This window comes from Psychrobacter muriicola 2pS, assembly GCF_904846535.1.
Taxonomy (GTDB): domain Bacteria; phylum Pseudomonadota; class Gammaproteobacteria; order Pseudomonadales; family Moraxellaceae; genus Psychrobacter; species Psychrobacter aquimaris.
In genome coordinates, this window is record NZ_CAJHBC010000010.1 from 65,747 (window position 1) to 91,438 (window position 25,692).

Annotated in this window: 13 protein-coding genes and 1 pseudogene; 5 read left to right on the top strand and 9 right to left on the bottom strand. The window is 42.1% G+C overall.

Annotated features, from left to right (window positions below):
- Positions 1-3: 3 nt before the first annotated feature.
- The 3 genes from JMX93_RS12655 to JMX93_RS12665 all read right to left on the bottom strand — a co-directional run bounded on the left by JMX93_RS12655 (position 4) and on the right by JMX93_RS12665 (position 13,410).
- A complete protein-coding gene (locus tag JMX93_RS12655; RefSeq protein WP_499204926.1) occupies positions 4-2,259 on the bottom strand; it encodes a hypothetical protein in 2,256 nt (751 codons plus the stop codon).
- Positions 2,256-9,962, bottom strand: coding sequence for a HEAT repeat domain-containing protein (locus tag JMX93_RS12660; protein WP_499204927.1), 7,707 nt, complete (start codon positions 9,960-9,962; stop codon positions 2,256-2,258). The genes JMX93_RS12655 and JMX93_RS12660 overlap by 4 nt, the downstream gene beginning before the upstream one ends.
- Before the next feature lie 70 nt (positions 9,963-10,032).
- A complete protein-coding gene (locus JMX93_RS12665) occupies positions 10,033-13,410 on the bottom strand; it encodes a BRCT domain-containing protein (protein ID WP_499204928.1) in 3,378 nt (1,125 codons plus the stop codon).
- 886 nt (positions 13,411-14,296) lie between these two features.
- On the opposite strand from JMX93_RS12665, the gene JMX93_RS12670 reads away from it, so the two are divergent.
- From JMX93_RS12670 to JMX93_RS12680, 3 genes are read left to right on the top strand one after another with little or no spacing between them, the layout of a single operon-like run.
- Entirely contained in the window at positions 14,297-14,935 is a 639-nt protein-coding gene (locus JMX93_RS12670) for a GDSL-type esterase/lipase family protein (protein ID WP_499204929.1), read from the top strand.
- A gap of 49 nt (positions 14,936-14,984) precedes the next feature.
- Positions 14,985-15,992 carry a virulence RhuM family protein/type II toxin-antitoxin system death-on-curing family toxin gene (locus JMX93_RS12675; RefSeq protein WP_193011471.1) on the top strand — a complete coding sequence of 336 codons (1,008 nt, stop codon included), beginning with the start codon at positions 14,985-14,987 and terminating at the stop codon, positions 15,990-15,992.
- 50 nt (positions 15,993-16,042) lie between these two features.
- Positions 16,043-16,786, top strand: a complete 744-nt coding sequence (locus JMX93_RS12680) for a M90 family metallopeptidase (protein ID WP_499204930.1) — start codon at positions 16,043-16,045, stop codon at positions 16,784-16,786.
- Positions 16,787-16,931: 145 nt separating this feature from the next.
- Here the strand turns inward: JMX93_RS12680 and JMX93_RS12685 are convergent, their stop codons facing one another.
- Positions 16,932-17,597 (bottom strand): hypothetical protein, encoded by a 666-nt coding sequence (locus JMX93_RS12685; protein WP_499204931.1) that lies wholly within the window; start codon positions 17,595-17,597, stop codon positions 16,932-16,934.
- Between the two features lie 169 nt (positions 17,598-17,766).
- Here JMX93_RS12685 and JMX93_RS12690 point away from each other — a divergent pair, with 169 nt between their 5' ends.
- Positions 17,767-18,252, top strand: coding sequence for a hypothetical protein (locus tag JMX93_RS12690; RefSeq protein WP_499204932.1), 486 nt, complete (start codon positions 17,767-17,769; stop codon positions 18,250-18,252).
- Positions 18,253-18,509: 257 nt separating this feature from the next.
- Here JMX93_RS12690 and JMX93_RS12695 read toward each other — a convergent pair.
- The 3 genes and pseudogenes from JMX93_RS12695 to JMX93_RS12705 form a co-directional block, all read right to left on the bottom strand.
- Positions 18,510-18,692, bottom strand: a pseudogene (locus tag JMX93_RS12695) (transposase); the annotation flags it as partial.
- Between the two features lie 96 nt (positions 18,693-18,788).
- A complete protein-coding gene (locus JMX93_RS12700; RefSeq protein WP_193013101.1) occupies positions 18,789-19,703 on the bottom strand; it encodes a lantibiotic ABC transporter permease in 915 nt (304 codons plus the stop codon).
- A gap of 579 nt (positions 19,704-20,282) precedes the next feature.
- Positions 20,283-20,651 (bottom strand): hypothetical protein, encoded by a 369-nt coding sequence (locus JMX93_RS12705; protein WP_499204933.1) that lies wholly within the window; start codon positions 20,649-20,651, stop codon positions 20,283-20,285.
- Positions 20,652-20,788: 137 nt separating this feature from the next.
- Between JMX93_RS12705 and JMX93_RS12710 the strand changes: the two genes are divergently transcribed.
- Positions 20,789-21,397, top strand: coding sequence for a hypothetical protein (locus JMX93_RS12710; protein ID WP_499204934.1), 609 nt, complete (start codon positions 20,789-20,791; stop codon positions 21,395-21,397).
- Between the two features lie 872 nt (positions 21,398-22,269).
- Here JMX93_RS12710 and JMX93_RS12715 read toward each other — a convergent pair.
- Positions 22,270-24,084, bottom strand: a complete 1,815-nt coding sequence (locus JMX93_RS12715; RefSeq protein WP_499204935.1) for a flavin-containing monooxygenase — start codon at positions 24,082-24,084, stop codon at positions 22,270-22,272.
- 345 nt (positions 24,085-24,429) lie between these two features.
- Complete coding sequence (locus tag JMX93_RS12720) at positions 24,430-25,539, bottom strand: class II histone deacetylase (RefSeq protein ID WP_499204936.1); 1,110 nt, start codon at positions 25,537-25,539, stop codon at positions 24,430-24,432.
- Positions 25,540-25,692: the final 153 nt, after the last annotated feature.

The window sequence follows — 25,692 nt, forward strand, 5'->3', positions numbered from 1 at the left end:
ACATTACATCCCTTGGTTTTCGATAAAGCCTTTGGCTTCAAATCTAGCAATATGTTGTAAAAAAGCGGCTTTGGCTTGGGCTGGTTGATTAAACACCAGTTGCTGGCGCGTATCCTTGTCACCTATTGTTTGTTCAATCGTAATCTTCTTATGAGCAATGGTGATGTAAACATAAGCAATAGAGGTCTCTTGTGCGGTTAACGTTTGTATCTTATCGTTTGCAGTCGCTTGCGAGTGAGCAGCTGGTTGGGCTAAGGCCGTCAAATCAAGCATCGTTTCAGAAGGCAATGTCATCAACGAGCTATTGGCTGCTTTTACTTGTACGCTTTCTTGATTATTTTTAGGCTGATTAAAGCGCTTAATTGGTACGCGTTTACTTAAGACACGAGTGTCATGCCAGCTTTCATTACCTGTGTTATTAGGGTCGTATTGGTTGTACCTAAGACGCAGCGCGATAAGATGCGCACACACACCATGAGTGAGACGATGCTGCAAGTACTGCGGGCAGCTACATTCTGCTTTGGTCACCAGTCCTTCGTCGCCTAATTGCAGCTGGCTGTGATAAGTACGTCTGTCTTCTTCGACATGAATATCTGCACGGATGGTGATACCTTTGACAGCGACAGTCTCAACGGAGAATTTCTGCACAGCATCCGTACGGCTAATCAAATCAAAAGCCTGCTTTTCTGCCTCATTGTGATAAGCGAACTGTGCCATATCAAGCGGCACTTGGGTCAAAGGTCTGTAGTGATACAGCTGCGTCGCCATCTCATAGCGAACCAATCCTTGCTGAGTGCCTGACAGTAACCATTGCTGGATTTGTTGGTGAGAAACAGGCACAGATGTTAATGAAGCATCTGCTGATAGCAACTTTACCAAATCTTCTAGAGTACTAGGAGTGTTAGCCAGTGTTTTAATTAATATAGACAAGCCATCATTGTCGTTACTATCATCATCGCTGTCATTTAAAGTTGCTTTACCACTGTCTGATAAGTCTTCACTAGCAGCTAATGTATTGTGTAATGGACGCTTGGGTAGCAGTAAGTCAAAGTTCAATGACTGCGACCAGTTGGCTTGGCTAAAGCCTGTCATGGCAAAGGTGAAATGAAAGCCCTTGCCTTTTAGTGTCCAATAGCTTGGCATGCCTTGCCCAAGTAGCGATACCGAAACGCTGTCAGTATGTGGTAACAGACGTTTTAATAGGCTGAGACGACGGCGACCCCATAAGCGAATCAGCTTCGCTTGTTGACCTTGATAGGGCTTTTGCTGTTGGCTAACTTGGCTTGTGACAGTGATATCAAAAGGCTCTAATATAATCACTGGCAGCTGCTGAGGTCTAAGCTCAATCAACAATCCGCGGCGTTTACCTTTGATATCAGCATGCATGCGCAGCTCAAACAGCACGTTGTATAGCGCGATTGGATCAAGATGAATGGTGTCTTGTGGCAATTGACCTGCAGATTGTACTTGTAACAGTGCTCTGATCCAGCTTTTAGGCACATTGATGCGCTTTTCTATGATCTGTTTTTTTACGGTGGGTTTAGTTACTGCACTATCAGTACTTGTACTGTTTACCTCACCATTATCCGTATCTGGTGTGGTTTCAAGTAACTGTAAGCAGACCGCTTCGTGACCAATGTCTAATATTGTTTGTTGGTGGTCGCGAATTTTCTCAATACCGTTAAATAAAGCCGCACTATAATCAATACTCGTAGTGCCAAGGGTGGGTTTAGCACTTTTCTCAAAAATCTCATTCGTCAATGTCAGCTGAGCATAGCAGCCTTCATCACGGCTAAATACCTCAAAGCTGACACCTTGCTCATGCACTTGAATAAGAGGGTCTAAAATACAGAAGGCCAGTGGGTCATTGTTGAACAACCACGTGAAATAATCACGCTGCGCAGTAAATAGGTTTTTGTTGCTGCTGGCACGGCGCATCTGCATAAATACCGTATACGCTGAGCGGTCTTTTGGCACATAGCGATAATCACTACTCACCACATCAAATAGTGCTAGCAAACTGTCACGAAAGACAAGGGGAGACTTGATCTTGCCGTGGAAGTTAACCTCCGGTCGATTCAGCTGAGCAAATAGTGCCACATGCTGAGTGTGTTCGGCTGTTTGCTCCTCCGACAGTGAACCTGAAGATTCATTAACGTGACTGATCTGGCTGGGTGCGGCGTAGTCCAACTGCATCATCACGCCATCAGTGTTTGCTACTTCTTCTGACGCTTGATCTAATTGGTTATCTGTAGTCATTGACTGTCTCCTTCATCCTGATTGCTTTTTTGACTGCTGTCCTGACTATTTTGTGCTGCGATGGTCGAGCTAGATTGCGACTCCATATTGCCAGATGACAACGGACGCTTTTGTTGTGCTCGTATCATGGCACGCTGCCAGCGGCGCAGTACTTTATAAGCAAGCTTTTGAATGTCTGAATTTTCATGTGCCATGAGTGTCGTCAGCCATTGTTCAATATTTGGATCATGTAGCTGCCCAAGCGCTTCTATGGCACGGATACGAACCGTCATCTCCATGTTGTCATTACTCGCACAATGATAGAGTGCATCAGAATCTTTTGCTCTGATCCACTGTAGCAGCTGTTGATTGATTGGTATCTCGGTAGACGAGCCCTTATGTTTTAGCGCATTGTTTTTCAGAGCATTCTTTACTACAGTTATTATGGATTTTTGGGTAGATGTACCGCTTTTTTCAATACGAGTTAGTAGCGTTGATAGTAAGGTTTGGTTGTCATAAGTGAGCTGCGATTGAGTTGCTTCTGATACAGCGCTCAACGTTGGCACGATGCTTGATAGCATATTATCTTCAGCGACTGGTCTGGCCAGCAATGCTAACAGCGCTTGCTGCCACCAATCACTGACGGTAGTAGAGAGTAATGGAACGGAGGTGATAGTCAGTGGTTGACGCGCATCATTGAGCCAATCAAGCATTGCCGCGATCTGCTTAGTAGCTGCTTTGTCGACAGCTCCTTTGGCTGTCGTGATGGAGACATGACGCATGATTAGCCAAACCAGTTGTTTGATGGTGCCACGCACTTGCTCAACCATATCAATCCACTGACTATTATTGATGGTCGTTGGACTGCGGTTGATGGTGTCGATAAGCGTATGCCATTGCTCGCTTGCAGTACCAAAACGCTGCTGCAACGTCGCAACCATCTCTTTATCAAGATAGTGGGTAGGATACTGGATCAGATAGCATAGTCCAATATGCTGTGTCAGAGCATTATTACTGTTAATCAATGCGGTCAGCTGCGATGTTGGCATGTCTTGCTTGGCCATAATGGCATTTTGCAGTGCCATCAAGGTATCGGCTGGCAAGTGTGCGCCATGCTGTGTAATGAATGTTGCTAGCTCATCGATGCTGCTATTATCAATGATACGTTTTAAACTCAAATGCTCTGTGTCTTCTATAAAGTCATTATTATGGCTTTGGATGGCTGCCCAATCATAAGGATAAATCTGCGCCGCGAGACTGCCCCAAGTTTTCTGTGCAGCCGTATAAGCCGCCATGAGCACAGCACGGTCTAAGTTTTTTTGCTTTAAGATATCTAAGATTAATGCTTTATTGGCATCGTTATCATTCATCTGCAGTAACCATACCGCATGTCTTTGTGGACGGAAAAATATGGCTTTATCAAGATGAATACGTATATAGCTGCGGATTTGTTCCCAAGCAGGCATTGTATCGAGCCAGCGCAGTCCATTTAACCAATGAATAATGGCTGGGTTGGTTGTTGTCAATGTTGGGTCTGACAGATGTGATTTTAGTAGCTCAAAAATATGTAGACTGTGCTCGAAGTCGCCACCTTGTGCAAGACGGCCCAATGCTTCACTGGCCACATCTTGCAGGTAATGCTCGTCATCTTCAGCCAATTTGATTAACTTATCATAGGCTTTGTATAAGATATGAACCTGTAAGTTTTTATCTACATTTTCCGCAGGTGAGTGGGTATTTTTAGCATTTTTATTTTGGTTATTATTGCCCAGCAGCTCGCCAATGGCTAACACACTACGGCTGCGTAATTGAGCATCAGGATTATAATCTATCGTGGCCATCAATATATTGATACCATCGGTATGACCGCATTTAGCCAGTCCTTCAGCCGCGACAAATTGCACATCGGCGTCTTTATTACGCAGGGCATTTTGTAATGAAGCAATGCTGCTATGTCGTCTTTCAGCACGATAGGCTAGTGCCTCGACCAATTTAAAGGTATGGTTAGCTGGCATCTGCTCGTAAGCTAGCGCTAAAGCAGCATCAATGCGCGAGGATAAATCGTTGCCGCTTGACTTCACCCATGCAAGTGACGGTAACAGCTGCGCGGCATGAGCATAATCACTGTGATTCATAAGGGTGGTAAACAATGACAACAATACTTGCGGGTCTCTTGGATATTGACATTGTAACCAACGAGTGTCTTCACACTCGTCCAAATAATCCTCAATTTTTTGGTCGTAACCACTGATTTTTACTAAGGTATCAAATAGATGTTGACGCTCCTCTTTATGCTTTTCTGGTGCGCGCTCAAACAGGTTCTCTAAACGCTGTAGTAACGGCGCAACCAAATACGTATTACGCAGGTCAGCGATATCGGAATAAATAACCTGTTTAGGTTTGTTGATATGTGGATCATCAAGTAAGGCTAATAGTCGTGAGTGTGCTTCATTGGCAACCTGTTCAGCAGCGACAATATCAAAGCTGCTCTCTAAATGACCATCTAAAGTGTTCTTATTGATGAATTGGTACGACGTGAGTGCCTCAACGAGTAAGTTCCAACTACGATATTTCTCATTGCTTGCCTGAGCGTCTTCAGCAAAATCAAACAAGTTATTAAATAGCGTGCTGTCTGCAAAGAGTACGTCATAAAACTCAACCAGTTGACTAAGTGCTTGATACTTTGCATTCCAGTCATCACTCTTGATAGCGTGCAACAAAAACGTCAGTTTGTCTTGACGTTGCGCTAAAGGCGATTGACTATTTTCAAAGGGCGTGACAATGACTTGTTTCCATTCGGCTACGATCTGAGACAGTAGCGACTGACAATAGGTTTGTAGTCCAAGTAGGCTGGCAGGCAGATGACCTAATCGACCTTTAAGCAGCTGATAAGCCTCTTCTGCTAAAGTGTGATTATTGGTTTTTAATAAATCAATGAGTTGTTGGTTTGCGCTACTAGTGACGGTGGCCGTGTCCATCGTTTCACTCTGCTGCTGTACAGCATCGTTCTTTGTGGTATCTAGCAATAAATCCAAGCCGCGTTTTACCATATCTCGATAGAGTGTACTCATGGCATAGTCAGCCAGCTTTTTGGCAGGCATGTTTAGCTTGTACAAGCATTCCCAAGCCAATTCACGAGTGTCAAAACTGTTATGGTTCAATAATGGCAATAACACGCGACTGGTACTGTCTCGCCAGTCCTCATCGTTATTAGCATCAAGCTGCGATGATTGAGTAGCAAGCCACATCAACCCTCGAATGGCTTGGTCTGTGGTACTGCTATTAGAGTAATAATCATCACCTGCGCGTATGACGCCAATCCAAGCACCAAAGGCAAGAGACTGGTATGGATAATGCACCTCAGAACTGTCTTGTTTGCCAGTAGGAGAGCTACCAGCTGCTTGCGTATCGCCTGCTACATCATTAACGATGGCCGTAACTGGGTGAGCACTTAACAATACCTGCAAACTGCGTTGCCATTTTTGTAATGTCTCAAAAATATCGTCCTCATCGTCATAGTAGTCATGGGCGAGTAATTCAGATAAGTTGCAGATAACGTCAATAGTTTGTGCGCGTACCAATGGCTGCTGATGTCGACTGAGGTTGGCGAGCTGTTGTAAGTTTTCGGTACTGACGGTTGTCAGGACACTTGCTCGGATAGAAGCCGTATTATGCGGTTTTTCTTTAGCGCTGCTTTTATCTGCCGTGTTTGGCATGGCATCCATCATCATCGTGATGACTTCAGAATGAGACGATAAAACACCGCCTAATTGACGTGATAAGTAATCACTCAGATACTGCCACGCTGACGATAGGGCTTGCTGGTTATTAGGGTGTTGTACGTCATTGGGGTAACGAGCGAGTATATTGGCATAGACTATTGCCGTGTCATTATCGGCAAAGCTTAATGCTTCTATCAGTCGGCTGGGTCTGACAGTATAAATAACGTCTGTTTCAGAAGCTTGCCTACCACCTTGTAAGTCATTGAATATCAATAATAGTCTGGCTGCTACTGCATAAGACTCTGACTTAAACAAAGGCTGTAATTGCCGTGCATGTGTAATACCTAAACCATGTTGCGCTTGTAGCCAATGAGTAGGCGTCATCGGTGCAACAAGCGTACTAAGGTTGTCTGTTTCGCCTTTCATGTCATGAGTGAGGAAGTATTGTCCTCTTGCATCACCTAAAATAGCCAAACACAAACTGGCAGATTGACTGATGATAGCGCGTTCATCTTTTTGCCATTTGACCAGTCGATCAATGTCCTCAAAAGAGACTATTTGCGTGAGTTTTGGTGCAAGTGATTTAAAATCGGCATCGGGATGATGTAAGTATTTAGTGTACCAACCCAGCGCATCATGCCTTGATGGGTATGCTAATTTAGACAAACCAAGCAGTGCTTGGCTTACCTCACTGTGCCACTGGGTATAGCGGTCATGAGGGGGCATAGGCAGTTCTAGATAGTGCTGGAATACGTGGTACGCTTGCTCATCACTCCGCTTTGCCTGTTCTTCGTTAGCATATAAGCGAGATTGGCTGGCCAGTAGTTGAGCTATTGTTAGCTGGATATCAGGATAAGGGCTATTTAAGGCTGCAGTGATTAAGGCATCGTGATGACTTGATTGATCATCGGTGCTATTTTGATCAGCTAAAATAGTCGGCTGTAAGTCAGTCAGCGCCAAAGCGACCGTCAAAGCTTGTTTGCGCAGCTCAACACTGTCATCAGCGAGCATAGCCACTAGCGCTGGCATCAGTTGTGTCAACTGACTAGTATTGGCGCGGGCTTGCACTGTCGTCAGAGCCAGTTGCTTGGTATCCGCATAAGGGCTGGCAAGCGCATTTAACATGACGTCAGTAAACCCTAAATGCTTGCTTTGCTTAAGTGCTATGTCAAAGGCTTGCTTACGGATAGCGGCAAACGTATCTGCGAAAAACAAGGTCAAAACGGCTTGATTAGTCTTTTGGTGATTAGTTTCTTCAGTGTTATTGGATTTATGTTTCGATGTCATCGACAGCAACATACGTTGCCATTCTTCTATCGCAACTTGATGCACGTCTTCAAAGAGGCTTTGCTGTAATAGTTCGATGATGTCAACGATAGCGCTGTCAGAAGCATTTTTAGAAACATTGTCAGATGACTGCTCGAATTGGCGGTTTAACAAAACTTTAACCACTTCTAACCGAATACTGGTAAAAGGGTTGTTTAACGCTTGTAGCAGTATGTCTGTCATCTCTGACGACATCTGAGCGCTTTTATCATTACTATTACGGCTACTGGAGCTATCCGGTGCGACATGCTTTAAAAACAGCGCTAAAGACTGCTCGTGAATATCTTGATGCTTAGAGGCAAAACCCGTCGCTGCCCAAGACAATGCATTGTCTGCCAATTTACCATAGGCTTGCATGGCCACTTGGCGCACGCCAGCGTCCTTATCGTCTAGTAATGTCGGTAGGACTGCTTTGGCGTCTTCTATATTTAAATGACCAAGCGCGGTGGCGACACCAGCACGGATGCTGCCGTTGTCCTCAAGGCTCATTAGACTAATCAGGGTGCCAAACGCACGTTTGTCTTGCAGACAAGCCAGCGCATAAGCCGCTCGGAAACTGATGTCTTCGTGACTATTGCTTAAGCTTTGTAATAAAGGCTCTAACGTGTCATTGCTTAGCTTTATAGATTCAGTCGGTTTAGCCTTACTCTTACTCTTACTCTTAGACTTAGGTGATTGGGTGTCATCTGCTTGTGAGATAAAATCTTGCGTGGATAAGGTTAAACGGATCGCCTCATCGGATTCTGATTGTTTAACACTCTTATTATTTTCCTCTGTGCTGTTAGCATTATCTAGTAGCGTGCCACGTAGTAAGCGAAAGTCATCAAAATCAGTTAGGGTACGTAATGTTTGGGTGTCACCTTGCTGTTTCAACGCCTCTATTAACTTGGGCTGAGACAGTAATGAGACGTAAAACGCCGTTTGCCTAATCTCTGTATCACGATGGTTTTGTAGTAGCATCAGCTGACGCGAGACTTCAAGGTGGCTTAGCATACCGCGTTGATACAGACGAATTAGACCTGATTGGACAATGTCTGATTGATGGCTGTCTAGAGCCATCAAATCTGCTCGAGGGCTATCGTCTGGCAATAGTATCTCAAGCGAGGCCAATGCTTGCTTGCGAATATTTGCAAAACTGTGTGACAACGCTTCTCTTAAGATAGGTAAAATGCGGCGCTGGCTCGAGGCATCCTTCATTGCGATCTTTAGATACCCTTGTAAAGCAGAAGCCACCACCTCTTCGTAGTAACGGTTTTTAAAGGCTTCTTCTAGATAATGCAGCGGGCGCTTCGTCGTGTCTGAGCGGTCGGCCAAGGCATGAAAAGCAGCAAGACGTACTTTTGCACTGTGCGCCGAGCTTAGTTGCTGCTCTAATACATGAGCGGTTTTATCCAGTTTGGTTGTCGCAATCCACTGTACCAATTGCAATGCTTGGTTGGCCGTGAGCGTGTCGCTATCAGTAAGTAATTTTTCAACCAGCTCTAATGTTTGGTCGTCTGCTTGCGCTTGTAGCAGCGCCAAACCTTCTTTAAACGAAACATCATTATTGTTTGAAGTATCTGTCAGTAATTGGCTGATTCTCTGATAGCCATCTTTGATGATATAAGCGACTGGTAGCAGCTTGCTATTTTGTGATGTACTTTGAGTATGGTCAATAGGTATGAAACGTAAGCTCTGATCGGCACTGACTACGATGAGCGTTAGTTGTTCAGCGTAAGAAGATACGACGATCTGTCGAGCTTTGGTTAGATCCTCTTTACAGCTATTTGGCTGACCCTTATCAAATGCCCATGACTTAACACTCTTGTCATCGGCGGCAGTAAACAACCGAGTGTCTGAGACACAAAGCGTCGTGATCATTTCGCTGTGTTGGCTAGACTTGGCTCTATTAACAGGATGCAGATCGCCTTGGACATGAGTACGGTACAAGCACTTATCTGTGCCGGCTGAGAAAAAGTACTGACCGACTGGCTCAAAACACAGCGCGTTTACTTTACCTTGATGGAGTTTTTTGCGGCTACTTAGATTGAGCTGGGTTTCATCTGAGGTCCATTGATAGCTACTAACATCTCCTGTTTTATCTGCTACCACTAGCCATGAGCCATCGTTGGAGGTTGCTAGCGCTGTTAATACGGACTCCTTACTTGATGCTGCTATAGAAGATGAATAAGGCTCGATGATGACAGTACTGCTGGCTTGACTGTCCTGATAAGGCCATACCACGATGTGTTTTGGATATAAAATAGCCAGCGCATCTTGCAGTGGCGCCATTGCTACGGCACGGCCTATAGCAGATTGTACATTACTATCACTGATATTATTGTCAGGCAGATTAACTGGTGTATCGAGCAAGGATTTAGTACTGGCCTTCTTAACTTTCTTTGCTTGCCAATCCATTTGATAAAGATGGCCATCATCACCAATCATTACCACCGTATTGTCATCTATCACGGTGATGGCTTGCATCGCACAAGGTAGCGCAGTTGTCGATAAGCTAAATTGCTCACCTTGTTGATCAAGGACGTATAAGAACGTGGCAGATGCTTGCTGCTGGCAGGTAATAAAAAAACTGCGCCCATCCTGCTTGGTTGCCTTTTGAGTTGCCGCTTGGGTACTGTTGGCCTTACTGACTAAGCCAATGATTTGACCCCAATAGGGGAGTGTTATTGTTTTCATGGTGTTATCTCAGTTGAGGTGACGTCATATTTTTTAAGTATCTTTTATCTATATCTGTTTGCCAAAGCCGTTAAGCAGATGCAACTGGCTGCAGGTTATTAGATAGTTCAGGATAGCGATGCAATAACCGTGTGACGGCAACCAAACACGCATGACGCTCCATCTTGCCTGCCGAGTGCGTAAAGGTGAACAGTGTGGGCATAATGAGCGCCGCAAAGGTGCTGTCAGCCAACGCTACATCACGAAAAGTCTCAATCAAGGCCAATTTGGCACGACTCGCAGATATGGGTTTTAGCGTGATGTTGCTATCTGACTCAGATGTCTCTACTGAGTTTTTATCTGAATAGCGTTGATGTTTTTGCTTATTACTGTCACTAGCACTTGGCTCTTGCGAACTGCCTAGACGACCAGGTGGTAACTCGAATAGACCACGACGTAGTAGCATTAGTAGCTGATCGATTTCTGCAGGTAAGCTTGCCAAATGTCTATCTGACTGCTCTGTTATGAGTGGTTGAGCGCTGCTGTCTTTATCTTTAATAGCATCTTTATCGGTACTGGTTGGCTGCCAGTTTGGGGATACGTGACGCGCCTTGTAGTGTTTCCATAGCATGGTCACGGCGGCATAACGTACTTCACGGTCTGTGCTTTGGGTCAATCGATATAAAGACTGCACATCTTGGAAATTGGCATGACGCTGCAGCAAGGTGATGCCGATTTGGCGAGCGAATCGCGCTTTGCTTTCAATCAATGCATTCAACATGTCAGCATTCAATTGTGCTGACTGGACGTGGTAGCGACGATTGGCAACAGATGGCTTGTCCAATAGCGCACGCTTTAGCAGTTGAGTGATATCCGTATAGGGAGATTCTGCCATCATCAGCCATAGGGCTGGCGTCGGTTGCCACGTCGTCATCTCATACTCACTCAGTAATAAGCCAAATTCTCGCAGCTGGCTGTTACGGTGTTGCAGTAAAGGAATGACACGCTCCGCATCAAAAAATGAAGAAGGGATAATCGCATCGGGATCGACTGGTCTGTCTGTCAATGCCATGCAGATCTGTTCATGATGATGACTGAGGTAGCTGATCGCAAGCTCACTGATAGGTGCAGTAGCGTCATCTGTTGCCATATGCCACAGTGCATTGGCACCTGCAAAAGTATCATCTTCAGATACCTCTCTCGATTGACCACTTAGCATCTGCAAAAATGCGGTTTCGGAAATAATCTTTAGAGGCGCACCATCGGCGATTAAGCTTTCGGCTTTAACTTGCTTGCTACCTTTACGGCCATTACCGTATAACGGTGAACCATCATCACCGATGACCAAGTAATCTAACTTGCCGTTGACAGCACCACTGATGGCACCATTAGCTGCTTTCACAACTTTTTCGGCCTCGCCACGAGTCATGCTTTGCATTTTGCCTGTAAATAAATAGCGTTGGCCGGTTAAATCTACTTCAGTAGTAGCATCGCTATTTGAGTCTTTATTGTCAGTGCTATTACTGGAAGCGTTGTCAGTAGAGTCGTCTTCATTGCTGTCGAGATATGCGATAAAGTCAGCAGGCAAGAATCCTTTGTTAATGCGTTCAATCGCAAATTCACGATAGAGTGCTTGTTCGCTATGCGCAAGATTCATAAGCCAGTCGAAACCTAAATCTATCGGCGCAAACCGACGCACATCAGACAGCCAATCCCTCACGTTTTCTGCTAAGTACTCATCAAAGGCCAAGTGCTTTTGCCAGTTTTTAATAGGAGTTTCAGCAGATTTTAATTGTTCAATATATTCACTCACTTGCCAATTAGGCTCATAGGCAAGTGCATGCCAATAGCTCATATCAAGCGTCGCCGCTGACAGTACATCTTCATCAAACCAATCGGTAATAGTCGCTTGCGATAGTGGATGTAATAGCAGCATTTGCCACACGGCAGCGTTTACTTGGCTCAAATCCAAACGTCTGAGCTGATCCAACGCAAAGTCCATGCAGTAGCTGTCGTTATGAGCAGAGAAGTCCTGTTGCTCTAGTATATCTAACTGCTGGGCAACGCGAATAAAGTATTCAGTCCCTAGCTCTTTGGCGCTATAAAGCTCAGGCAGTTTTTTTATGGCAAATTTTACGCTGTGTGTTCTGCCGCTAGTCAATCGTTCAAAGAACCACTCAGGGGTTAAATCGCGCCTCGTAAAGTGTTTGCTAAGTTGTTTGCTCGCGGTTTGATGGTGATGCTCTGTATCTAACAGTTGCCCCCAGCCATTGACACCAATATCCGCAATAGGGTCACGACTTAAGATATTGTTGATTGCAAATATTCTAACAGGCTCATAATCTGACATGGCCAGTAGCATCAGCTCAGTAAGCGATAAGTCTTGGGCATAGCTTTTGGCATAGCCAATCGCATACTGATAGGCAGCAGGATAGTGTGAATGGAGTAGCTGTAGTACCACTTGATGCAAGCCTAACGCTTGAAATTTAGACTTTTCAAAATGTGGTGAATTCTCTAATAGCCAAACAATCATCTCATCACGCGCTTTACTATGCACCTGTCCGGCAGATAGATATTGCAGCGTCTCACTACTCACGTCACGTAGCTGGGTCTTAAAGTCATGCTTTAGGCTATCGGTTGCGAACTGTCTGATCGCCTCGTTTTTAGCGATAGCCAGTAGCTGAATAAGTGGCTCAGCATCTCGTTGCCACGCATCGAAGAAAGCGCGGCCTTTAGCATCGAAGAGCTTGCGAGGTGAACGACTGCTAAAACGATTTACACCATAATCAAGGCTGTTGTGGAAGCAGATATGATTGAGCACCCAGCTTCTCATTTGTTCAGGGCTGCCTGCCATCATGGTTTCGTCATAGCTGGCGAGTACAGAGACGGCAGCATCAATATAGCCGATAGGCATTTGCTGACCTAGCTGCCGCAGATATCGCCATGCTCTGAGGCTCATATAGGTTTTGGTGGCAAGACTAACTGGTGAGCTAACAGTTTGGTCGAATCGCTGCAAATCAACTTTGGCGGCAATTTGTCCGAATATCTCATAATCTTGAGAAAATTCTGCTTGCTTATAAATACGCTTCAAGCCTTTCCACACACCATAGCTGACTGGTAAAGCTGTGATGGCTTGTTTTAAAATGGTTCTAGAGTATGCGCTGCCATCTTCCCACAGTGCAGTTAATATTAAATGGATTTTGTAGCGATCAGGTAGAGGGGAAACGCCTTCGTCTACCTCAAGTTTGGCAATCATTGCCACACGCTCTGCAAACTGTACGTCGGGGTGTTGCTCCCGAAACTGATGGCTAAATATCTTATCTAAAAACCGATCAAAAGTCAGTTCATGTTCGGGGATAGGTGTCTCAGGAATGGCTTCAGCTTGAGTTGCCAATGTACATAATTTATCGACCAAGCTGGGATCTTGGACTTGCCAAGCTTGTTGAATTTGTGAGAATGACAGACTCATAGAAATTTGCCTTAATTTTTATTTTGTCAGAACGCGCAATTTTGTAGCAACATAAAAGCGCGTTTCAGAGAAAATATCAAGGACTTTTGTAAGGGAATATATAGCCTGCGACACATAGTGTCGTGTGGGATTTGATTTTGTAATTATGTATTGACAGTATTAATCGTTATGAGGCAAACTTAGTCCGTTGTGAGATTTAGCGTTTCGCCGTTTACGGTGAGGGGCGACGTTGCGTCGTCCACGAGTCAAGCCATTACATTTTACCCAAGGAAGACTGTTTCAGTCCTGCTAATACCTAGATAACGTCCCTAGTGTCATTAGCTCGCTGGCGCAATCACGCAATCATGATTGAGCTAATGCACTAGGGACGTTATCTAGGTGCAGTCCAGTGAGTCTTCCATGTACCAGGTCATGAGGTAGATTACACAACACTGAATGCGATATCGTTATGATGGCATTCAAGGACGTTAAACGAAACCGGAGTAGGGCTGTTTATTCAGCGCTACTCCGGTTTTTTATTGGTTGTTGTAATACACTGTAGATCATGTATAGCTCAGGTGGCTGCCCTTTAATCTGACCACCCAATACAAACGAGCTGGTAAACGTCCCGTTATTGTTATCATTAGCGACTTTTCTATAGACCGTAAAGGTCATACCTTTGCGAGACGTATCCTTGTTAACGTTTATACTTTATGATGAATAACACTGTCTATGCTAAGCAGAGTAACACTTGTATTGCACCCAACAGGTAGTCTATCTCCTGTATTAACTATACAACGGTTGCTGAGTAATATATAACAAGCGTTTAATCATAGGCTTTTAGCAATCTAAACTAAATTCTGATAAATTTAACTCAATGGGTGTGGGGAATAGGAAAAGAGCAGACATGGAGATACGTAGTAAGTTTTTGGTGCTAGCTAGTCTAGGATTGGTAGCGACTATCAGTATGACAGGGTGTGGTAGTAAGCCACAACACGACACCTTGCCAGCTGGTAGTACAGTGGTTGCACTCGGCGACTCACTGACTTATGGCTATGGCGCTAGCACAGATACTGCCTATCCTGCGGTACTTGCTGATTTGAGTAAATGGAAAGTTATTAATGCAGGTGTCAATGGAGATACATCTGCCGATGTGCTGGATCGAGTGGTTGACATCACCAAACAAGCACCTGATTTAGTACTACTTGGCGTGGGTGGCAACGATGTCTTACAGCGCGTTCAGCCTGATACGACGCGTGCCAATATCACTGCGACTATCGATATCTTAAAATCTGCAAACATCGACGTTGTTCTTATTGCTGAGCCATATTTAAGTGCCAGTGCATTGTTTGGTAAAGTCAGTGACAATCCGTTGTATGAAGATATTGCTGAAACTAAAGATATACCTATCTATTCGAGTGGCTGGTCAGCGGTATTGTCGGATGACACGCTAAAGTCCGATCGGATTCATGCCAATGCTGCAGGATATCGTCAGTTTGCAGAAGGGTTGCATGAGTATTTACAAGAGGAAGGCATGGCACGATGAGAAATAGCCATTGATCCATATCATCAATGTATGCATAGAGGTTCTATAGATGGAAGTTACTGAAAGAACGGCTACTGAAAATAATGACAACTCGACCATTGAGATCTATGAAAGTGCTGATGGAAAGGCGCAAGTAGACGTACGTTTTGAGCAAGAGACCGTTTGGCTATCGCAAGCACAAATGACTGAGCTATTTGGTCGCGATCAATCAGTGATTTCACGTCATATTGCCAATGCTATAAACGATGAAGAAGTGTCCGAAAAAAGCAATATGCAAAAAATGCATATTGCAAATTCCGATCGACCCGTGACCTTTTATGACTTAGATGTGGTTATTTCGGTGGGCTATCGGATCAAATCACCTCAAGGTGTTCAGTTTAGACGTTGGGCAACCCAGCGCTTACGCGAATACTTGGTACAAGGATATACGCTTAACCAACAGCGCCTTGATAAAAACTCTGCTGAGTTACAACAAGCGTTAAATTTAATAAAAAAAACAGCACAAAGTCCTGAGCTCAATACCGATGAAGGTCGCGGTTTAATTGAGATAATCAGTCGTTATACACAGACGTTTTTATGGCTACAACGCTATGATGAAGGGTTGTTAGATGACCCATCAGGGCAGGAAGGCGGTGTATTACCCAGCCCGGCTGAGGCGATGGCAGCACTCAATAATTTAAAATCGCAGCTGATAGAAAGGGGCGAGGCGACTGAGTTATTTGCTAAGCCTCGTGGTGACGGTTTGGGTAGTGTACTTGGTAACTTAGAGCAAACCGTGTTTGGTGAGCCTGCATACCCGACTATCGAAAGTAAGGCGGCGCACCTGCTGTACTTTATGGTGAAAAACCATCCTTTTACCGATGGCAATAAACGCAGCGGCGCTTTTTTGTTCGTGGATTTTTTGCATCGGAATAATCGACTGCTGAATGATAAAGGTGATATGGTCATCAATAACACAGGGCTTGCGGCATTAACGCTACTGGTCGCTGAATCTAACCCCAATCAAAAAGACACTCTGATTAAATTAATTATGAATATGTTGTCGTTAGAGGCCTGATAAACTGTTTTATCGTCAGTGTCTAACCACAAAACCCAAGGATAACAACCATGTTTAGCCTGATAAAAGACTGGCGCGAGCAGCGTATACTGGACAATAGTGAATTTACTCATGCTGACTGGATGCAAGCGGCCAAGCGGATCGTGATACTTGATCGGCTAAACGAGGACGAGCTAAACCGTTTGTTTGAACTGGCGACGTTGTTTTTGGCAGATAAATCCATAACAGGTGCACAAGGTTTTGAGATTACTGATGCTGTCAGGCAATCGATTGCACTGCAAGCTTGCCTGCCGATCTTAAATCTCAGCCTTGAATGGTATGCTGGCTGGTCAGCCATTATCATTTATCCTGGTTCCTACAAGAGCGAAACCACCACTGTCGATGAACTGGGCATCGTCCATGAGGGCAGTCAGCACCGTAGCGGTGAGGCGTGGCTGCGCGGCCCCGTTATTCTGTCATGGAAAGATGCGAGGCACTCAGGCGAGCGCGATGGTCATAACGTTGTCATCCACGAATTTGTGCATAAACTTGATATGTTAAATGGCCGTGCCAATGGCTTTCCACCACTGCAACCCGATATGGATCCTGCGCGCTGGACTGAGATTATGACACGTGACTTTGAAGACTTTCAGACTCATCGTAAGGCAGGACTAGATCGTTATGGCGCTACCAATCCTGCGGAGTTTTTTGCGGTTCTGAGCGAAGTGTTTTTTGAAACACCGCAAAAATTGGTGGATGCTTATCCAGATATCTATGAGATTATGGTGAAGTTTTTTCGCCAAACGCCACTTTAATAAGATCATTAGTATTTAACATTTATGTTGAATTCTGAATATACAGGCGGAAAAATAATAAAAAGGGCAGTGTATGGCTTCGGTGACACTGCCTTTTTTATTACTCATTCTTTATTTAAATACATGTTTTATAGATAAAAATTATTTAAACTGTCCATTGCTCATTCACAATAGCGACCAAATAGCGTTTGCCTTGATATTCTTCAAACACTAAGCGCATGATGCGCCAATCCATACCAGCGTATTCCTCTGAGCCTTTATGATAAAACTCGACAACTTCTGAATTGGGATAAATCTTCTTTAGGTTATTAATCATATTGCCGCTGTGTTGGAATTCATTAATACTAATACTAGCATTGTTAAATTTTCTAGCATCAATCCATGTGTCTAAATATATAGGTAGTGGCGTGACTAGTAGATCGCCAGTACCGTCTTTTTCACCCCAAGTAAAGCGCACTTTGGACTGTTGTAAATATTGCGCGAATTGTTCACGGCTAAAGACTTTATCAGTCTCAGGACGCACATAGGCATACATCGAAAAACGAACGCCACGGGTTGGATGAATGTCATTGGTGATGCGAGCAAAGTCTTGATTCGCAAGCGCGCGCTGAATACGTACGGCTTGCTGCTTAAGGGTTTGTTGACTGATGTCGGAGACTGTGGGCGTTGATGAGTGGCCATTAGATTGATTGGTAATAGCTGTATTGGATTCAGCAGAAGATTGACAGCCCGTTGCTGTTAGCACCAAAGCCAATGCGCCGCCAATGGTTAATTTAGACGAGCGGTCTTTAAAAGTAGATAATATCGTCATAAAGCATCCTTAATGAGCAAGTTTTACAAAGTTACTATGTAAAAATTATTATGTAATAGATTATTTCTAGTAGATAAACCGGAATGATACGATAATACAGCAGAGTCATAATATGGTTATGATGTAATGGTTTATAACACTTATATCATTGAAGCTCGTAGAGAACGCTATGCCAACACATTACTCATTGACGCTGCTAATCATAGGACTGATAGCAACCAATTCTGCTATAGCGAATATAGTAGAGTCGACTCAGACCTATGCAGCCATAAAAATAGCGACCATTAGCGACATGTATCAGCAAGACGTCAGCAATCAAGGCATGGATAATCCAATCGTATTGCAACAGTATGCCGACCCAGATTTACAAGCAGCGATGCAAATTGAGCAGGATTATTTTGATAGAGAGCAAATATCTTGTCATGTTGGTTATGACGTATTGTGGGATTCGCAAGATCCTGATTATGCACAAGACAAACGGTTTTCAATGACTAACCAAGGATTGGTACAAGTAAGTTTGGCACATGGCAGCAATGTTTATTATGAGTTGTCATGTAGTGGCATCGATGACGATGCTAGTTGCCGAGTGGCGGATGTGATTTTAAATGAGGATAGCAAGTCCTTACGAAAGCATTTACTAGAAACCTGTCGCTAGCCAGTGATGAGTGTTATTTTTATTGATATCTACATATGATGTAAAAAGGTTATAAATTTTTAATAAAAGTCATAGAGATAACCATGGAAGTTTCTAAATGGAGCTGTATAAATATTATGAGTCTACTCTCCAAAGCTATTGGTTTGTTTTCGCATAATGTATATTATGTTAAATGAAGTCTATATGCTATTAAGTTCATAGTACAGGCTGGGATCCTTGTATATCAAGTACGTAAGAACGGAATACACTATCGCTTATATTAGTTCAGGATCATACTGCTCAGTCCTTGCAAGCTTGCATTGATTAGCTTTGTTATGCTAGTTAGATAAGGTGATGCCAAGCTGCTTTGCAGTGGCTAAAATATTGCCGTTATTATCTACTAGCTTCTTGACGGCTTCGGCTTTAAATTAGGCGCTATAAGTTCTTACTTTCTTGGTCATGGTAAACTTCGGTTAATACGCTTAGTTTACCAAGTTTAGTTGTACGGTTTCTTCAGCATAGCTCAGAAACCTGATTTTAAATCCATAGATCGAGTTTTATGTTGTATGGCGTTTTGCCATATATTTACCCAGTAAGGGCAAGCAAAATGCTGGTAATTGAAAAGCACCCAGTAACGGTAGAAATACCGCACCCATAAAGGGCACAGTTATGGTGTAAGCAAGTAATACATTGCGCCCGCCACACACCAGCGCCGCGACAATGGCGTTTTCATAGCCAAAACGCCGATAGATGATATAAGCGGTAAAATAAAACACCAAGGCCAATACAGAGCTTAGCACTAGCAATAATAACGCTTGCCACGGATTATGGTCAAAGGTAGTACGAAACCCTGCCATCAGTCCCAGTGGAAACAACATCAGTAGTAAAATATTAAACTGTCCAATTTTGGGATAATAACGTGTCAAAATAGCAGGTGAAACGAACCGACGCACCCCCACAGCCAGCACCATTGGCATAACAATGTAAACCAACAAGCGTTTGATATAAAGACCAACGTCTAAATGCGCGTTTCCATCGCCTAATAGCCACAGTACGCCTAATAATGTACATGGCATAACGAGCGTAGCAGCTATAGTTTTTGCCGTCGCCAGTTGTGCATCAAACCCCACCGCATTGACCAACGCACCACTACCAAACAATGGAGCGGTGGCACCAAGACCTGCAATAGCCAGTAGCCAATCGCCACGTACACCGAGTGCATAGGCAATTAATATTAAAACCAGACTCATACCCCCGCTTTGTAGCAAGGCAAAAACCCACACATAGCTTGTCGCTATACGCTTTAACAGCGCATACTGATCGATGCCCAGTAAAGTAAAAAACATCAAGAAGAACAGTATTTGGGGTAAATATACCAATACCGCATTGGATAAGTTTGGAAAAACAAAACCCACAATGGCGCAAACTGGCATAATTAATGTGCTATGACGCGCAATAAAACGAAGAAACATGACCTTTCCTAATAAAAAACATTCATAAAAAAGCAGGTATTACCTCCCTCCCCCTTTTTTTTACCATCCGTTATGCAAATAATCCCCACATGATACTCTTTTAGTATTTTAATTATCTAATCATTCCACTGTTACGGTTTACTGCCTTTTTAAGGCTGTACCGTTTTTTCACTAAAAAGATGCCGCATATTTTATGGTTTATACTGGGGTTTGCAGTAATATTTTTATGCTCTCTAGGTTTGCGACATTATCAATATCATATTGGGCAGATAAATACCATAAAAAGTCTTTCTTTGATGCGTCTGCTGAACCACGCTGGGATTGTTTGAGGTTCAAAAATCTTAGAGAGTATGAAAATTCCTAGGTGTCTCATCCATCTACCACATCGATGCCTATATAACGCACCGACCCAATTTAATGAGTTGATAATTGCTAAACTGATTAAATAAGTTTAGTTCCCTAGTGAGGACTTGAATATTAGGCTGTAGGCTAATGGTATAAACGTTTTAACTTGCTGAGATAGTCACAGTGTACTTCATGGTGTACAAAACGATAGCTTATCAAGCTTAAGATTAGCTATCACCAGTAATCCTGCTCAGCTTTAGTAAGCCATTCATTAAAATTCTCGAATATCATGAATGAAGGCAAATAAGTAAGATCAACTACTATTACTCTTGGATCACCTGAACAATCATCGCCATCAAAGTAAGCCATCCATTCGCTGTTTTGAGCGAATGGAACTAAGTTAAAATCCTTAATTTTATTGTTTCTAAGACTATATGATAGTTTCGCTCCTTCAGTTGTAGAGTCTAAGAACCACCATTGAGAATACTCATCAGACTTGACTGTTTCTGTATGTTTTGTCAATTGGATGTAAGCAGCAGGATAAACGAATCCTACTGGTAATATTTCTGATGAATAAGGTTTAAAACTTTTTTGTTTGATCATTACTTTATTACCTCTGGGTCATATAGATCGATGCGCTATACAGGCATCGATCTATAGAATATAGGCTCATAGCCTGTTATTGCTAATCAATGCGTACCAGTTGCTAAAGTATTAAAAAATACTGCTATAGGAAAATTATGTTTAGATTAGATGAGCAAGTACTTGAAGACTTATGGCTAAATGAAAAGTCTGTTGCATATTTTGTTTGCAATAATATGAGCTACTGGGTTTTAGATTATAAATACCACTATCAATTAGATGAAGAGGTAGAGGCTAAAGCTTTACTTGATAAAGGACATATTACCTTAGAAACGTTTTATAGTGGCTTAAAAAACTCAAGAGGTGGTATATCTAAATTAAAGAAAGAAAATTTTGCTAAGTATTTAGAATTAGATGAAACGATTGTTTTAAGTACTTCTAATTTAGAGCACATAATTTTTTATGGTTTTTCTCAAGAAAGTCTAGATAAATTATATTCTTCTATTGAATATAATTTATCTAGTGGGCATGAACTAGAAGGTAATTTTCTTGATGCTATTAATCAAATAAAATCGAGGCTACCAAGATACTATATAAATTTTGATAGACAGATTTACTTACATACTGATTATGATTATTCTCCCGAAAGCTCTGTTTCGTATAAGGGGTGGGTTGCTTCAGTTGGTGATTTTAGCTATTACATTCCCGATTCCAAAAATTATTGGATATCAAACGAGAAAAATTTCTGGAAAACTATGTACCTCTAAAGACCAATATCATGACTAAATGATTTTAGAGAAGTTAGTTTAGAATAATTTTATTAGGGTATACCCTAAGGGAACCAGGAATTTCTCCCTTCAAACCTATTAATAGACTACTTAAAACAGACCGCCATAAGGGAACTAATCAAAATAGACTGAATTCATTCGAACATAAAATACTAAATTAACTATCCAGATTGTATTCAAAAATATCTGAGCTAGATATCAGCTTATCAGACTTATTATCTATACCGATAAATGAGAAATATAAAGTAAAGAGCCTCTTAGAACTAAAAGTATCAGCAGGTTTGATTGCAACTTGGCGATATGCACAGTTATTTGTCCAAAACTTACATAATGGATATTATCGCCTATTCGCTAAGTTATGAAATACTAAGTTTAGGTTTATGAAGTGGAGTGATCAAAATCGTGGATTAGTGCCAAAAAACTGCGATTTTCGAATAGTTCATGAATCAAATTTTTTTAATTTCTAAAAAAATAGATATTATATTTATATTTAACAAGGGTTTATGTTTATATTTTTTATATGAATAAAGCTTTAGATAAACATAAATCCAATGAAGTCTATGTAGTATTAAGTTCATGGGATTATGTTTATATCATAAATAACTAGTCAGTTTAGTTAATAGCCGCTCAAATGTAATGTACATTTGATGTCCAAGTAATCATTACAATCTTCACTATGGTAAACATTAACTGAATCTGTTTGCTATACATATAATTAGTATGGCTTATATCAGAATAAGCCATACTAATTGATGACACGGCCTAATATAAAAATGGCCATACTGAGCAAAACCAGTATGGCCATCAAATTTATCATTTTTTATAAGCTACTCACAGCAGTAATATTAAACTTATTCTAAGTGATGAACTTCTTGCAAACCATAAACTGGGGTCTCTATACCCTCCATTCTGGCTTTAAGCTGCAGCGACAAGTATTGAGAATAATGTCGAGACTGATGTAAGTTACCACCATGGAACCATAATGCCTGTTGTTGCGTTGGTTTCCACATATTTCTTAATTCACCTTCCCAAGGGCCTGGGTCTTTAGCTGTATCTGAGCCCATGCCCCAACACTTACCGACTTTATCGGCTACTTCTTGTGAAATTATTTTGGCTGCCCAACCATTCATGGAGCCATATCCAGTGGCATATACAATTAGATCAGCTTCTAGTTCTGTGCCATCAGTTAGTACCACTGAATGAGATTTAATATGATCAATACCTACTTTGGGTTTAAGCTTTATCTTACCTTCTGCGACAAGTTCAGAAGCACCTACATCGATATAGTAACCAGAGCCTCGGCGTAAGTATTTCATAAAAAGACCAGTATGATCTTCCCCAAAGTCGAGCATGAAGCCTGCATCGGTTAGTCTTTTATAAAAATCAGCATCTAAATCGGCGACTTTACGATAAACAGGCTCATGAAATTGCGGCATAATTTTGAAAGGAATAGAACCAAAAGTCAGATCTGCTTTATAGGTGGTTATTCCGTTTTCAACGGCTTCTTCTGAGTACAAACCCCCTAACACTTCATCCATCAACGTATCTGATTTAATAATATGAGTCGATGATCGTTGTATCATAGTGACATCTGCACCGTTTTCCCAAAGGGCGGCACAAATATCATGCGCTGAGTTATTGGCACCTAACACAACACATTTCTTATCTCGATAAGCTTCACCGCCTGGGTGTTGGCTAGAGTGCTGTTGCTCTCCAGCAAAGTCTTCCATACCAGGAATTTCAGGGACGTTTGGTAATCCTGACATACCAGTAGCTAAAACTAACTGTTTAGGATGTAAGACTAAACGTTCACCTGCTCTATTAACCTCTACATTCCACTGCTGTAATTCTTCATCAAAAGTAGCACTGATACACTCAGTTGACCCCCAGTAGTTTAACTCCATAATTTTAGTGTACATTTCTAGCCAATCACCAACCTTGTCTTTTGGCGTGAATACTGGCCAGTTTTCAGGAAAAGGAATATATGGCATGTGGTCGTACCATACAGGATCATGTAAACATAACGATTTATAACGGTTACGCCACGTATCACCAGGCCTCGGTTGTTTATCAATGACAATTGTAGGAACCTCAAGTTGTCGTAAGCGCGCTCCTAGACCTATACCACCCTGTCCGCCACCAATAACCAAGCAATAAGGTTGATCGCTGTAGCCAAGATTTTTCTCTTCAAGCTCACGTTTTTCCTGCCATGTTAAACGATCAGGGTTAACACCATGCTCAGCACCCTTTGAGCGTAATTTTTTGCGTTTTTCAGGGAATTCTTTGAGTTCGATCATAGTGGTTAATAATGTCCAAGCTTTGTTATTACGTAAACGTAAATGTCCATAGCCTTTTGATACTTTGGTATTAAAGCTTATCCAAGCTTCTAGTACACCATCATTTTCCACTGCTTCTCCATCAAGCTGCCATTCATACGGCTCAGTAGTTTCCAAGGTATGTGAAAGCATATCTTTAATGTCATCTTGCCCCTCTAACGTTTTTATATTCCAAGTAAATGAGACTAAATCACGCCAGTAACCTTCTGTTTCAAAACACTCAACTGCTTTGTCTATATTTTTCGTCTTCAAAGCTTGATCAAAATCTTGCAGCCAATTAGTGACTTGTTGGCTTGCAGACAACTCATTGTCTAATTTTTGAGTATTCATAAAACCCCTCTCCTTGGTTGTTTTTGTTTGACTATATTGCTGAATTCCATTTGCAGCATTAAAATATCGCTAAGCACCAAATAGGTTGCTTTCCGAAGTGAATTAGAAAGCATCATCTATTTATATAAATAAATATTTTAAAAAATAAAATTAATATATTAAAGGAAAATTATAGTTTTTACAGTTAATAACTCGATAATCATACTAACTATAAGACCTCTAATAAATAAAATAAATCGAATACTTACCAATTTTTACAACGACTTCTTCATTATAGAGCAATCTATATACGCACTAATAACATATATATATTTTAGGACCAAGTGAACATAAGAAGATATTGCATTATCCAAATTTCCAGTATTTTGATTGCTCTTTAATTACTGCTTGAACTGCATCTTCTTCATGAGGAAATAACGTCTCAACTGGACAACCGAAGCCTTCCATGAATGGATCTTCTACATCTGTTTTTATTCCGCTTATTGCTTCTACAATAGCCAATGAGCAGAAAGGAACGTATGCAGCGCTGTATCCTCCTTCATGACACAATACTAGACGGCCATCACAATGTTTTTCAGCAAGATTTTTCATAAAATTTGCAAAGCGTCCGAAACCGTCTGCTGTCACCATCATTCGCGCTAATGGATCGAAGAAGTTTGGATCTTGTCCTGCGGATACTATGATAAGCTCAGGTTTAAATTGATCAACAATTGGACCAACAATCTTCTCAAATGCATTCATATACCCAGCGTTCCCAGTACCAGCTGGCAATGGAATATTGATATTATAGCCCTCACCTTTGCCTTCACCAGTGTGCTCAACATAACCACGCTCGGCAGGGAATAAGCGATCTTGATGTAGTGAGATGAATAATGTGCTGTCATCCTCGTAGAATGCCTGTTCTGTACCATTACCATGGTGGACATCCCAATCAAGTACAAGAATACGCTCTAAATTATATTTTCGTTTAGCATGCTTTGCTGCGATTGCTACATTATTAAATAAGCAAAATCCCATGCCTTCTTGTGCTTCAGCATGATGGCCTGGTGGTCTTGTTAATGCGTAAACGTTTTGCACATTCCCATCCATGACAGAATCTACAGCAGTCATTGCTCCACCTGCAGATAGGAGAGCAATTTCATAAGAGCCTCTACCTACAATAGCAATTTGTCCTGCATCACCACCGTTTGCGTCACTCAATTCTTTCACTTTATCAATATAGCTTGGCAGGTGAAATAGTTCAATATCTTCTCTTGTAGCGCGTTCCGGAGCTATCGACTCCAACTGAGGAGTCAAACCACAGATATCCATCAAGTTTTTAAAACGTCTTTTCGTTTCAGGATCTTCTCCGTATACGTGACTTTGTACGTAACCACCTGACGCTAAATGCAATGCACCTGAGCCATTATCGTGCCAGAAATAGCTTTCATCGTAAATAAAACCTGTTGTCTTCATTTGACTTCCTTGTCTTAAGCTCTGTAGCATGAATGTTGAAACCTATCATTCCAAATTATCAAGCTACTGTATATTACCTAAAAGGATAATTTTAAAAGATAGTTTTTTAGCTCTTTTGCACTGGAAGCATCGATATTAACGAGCAAACTTGTA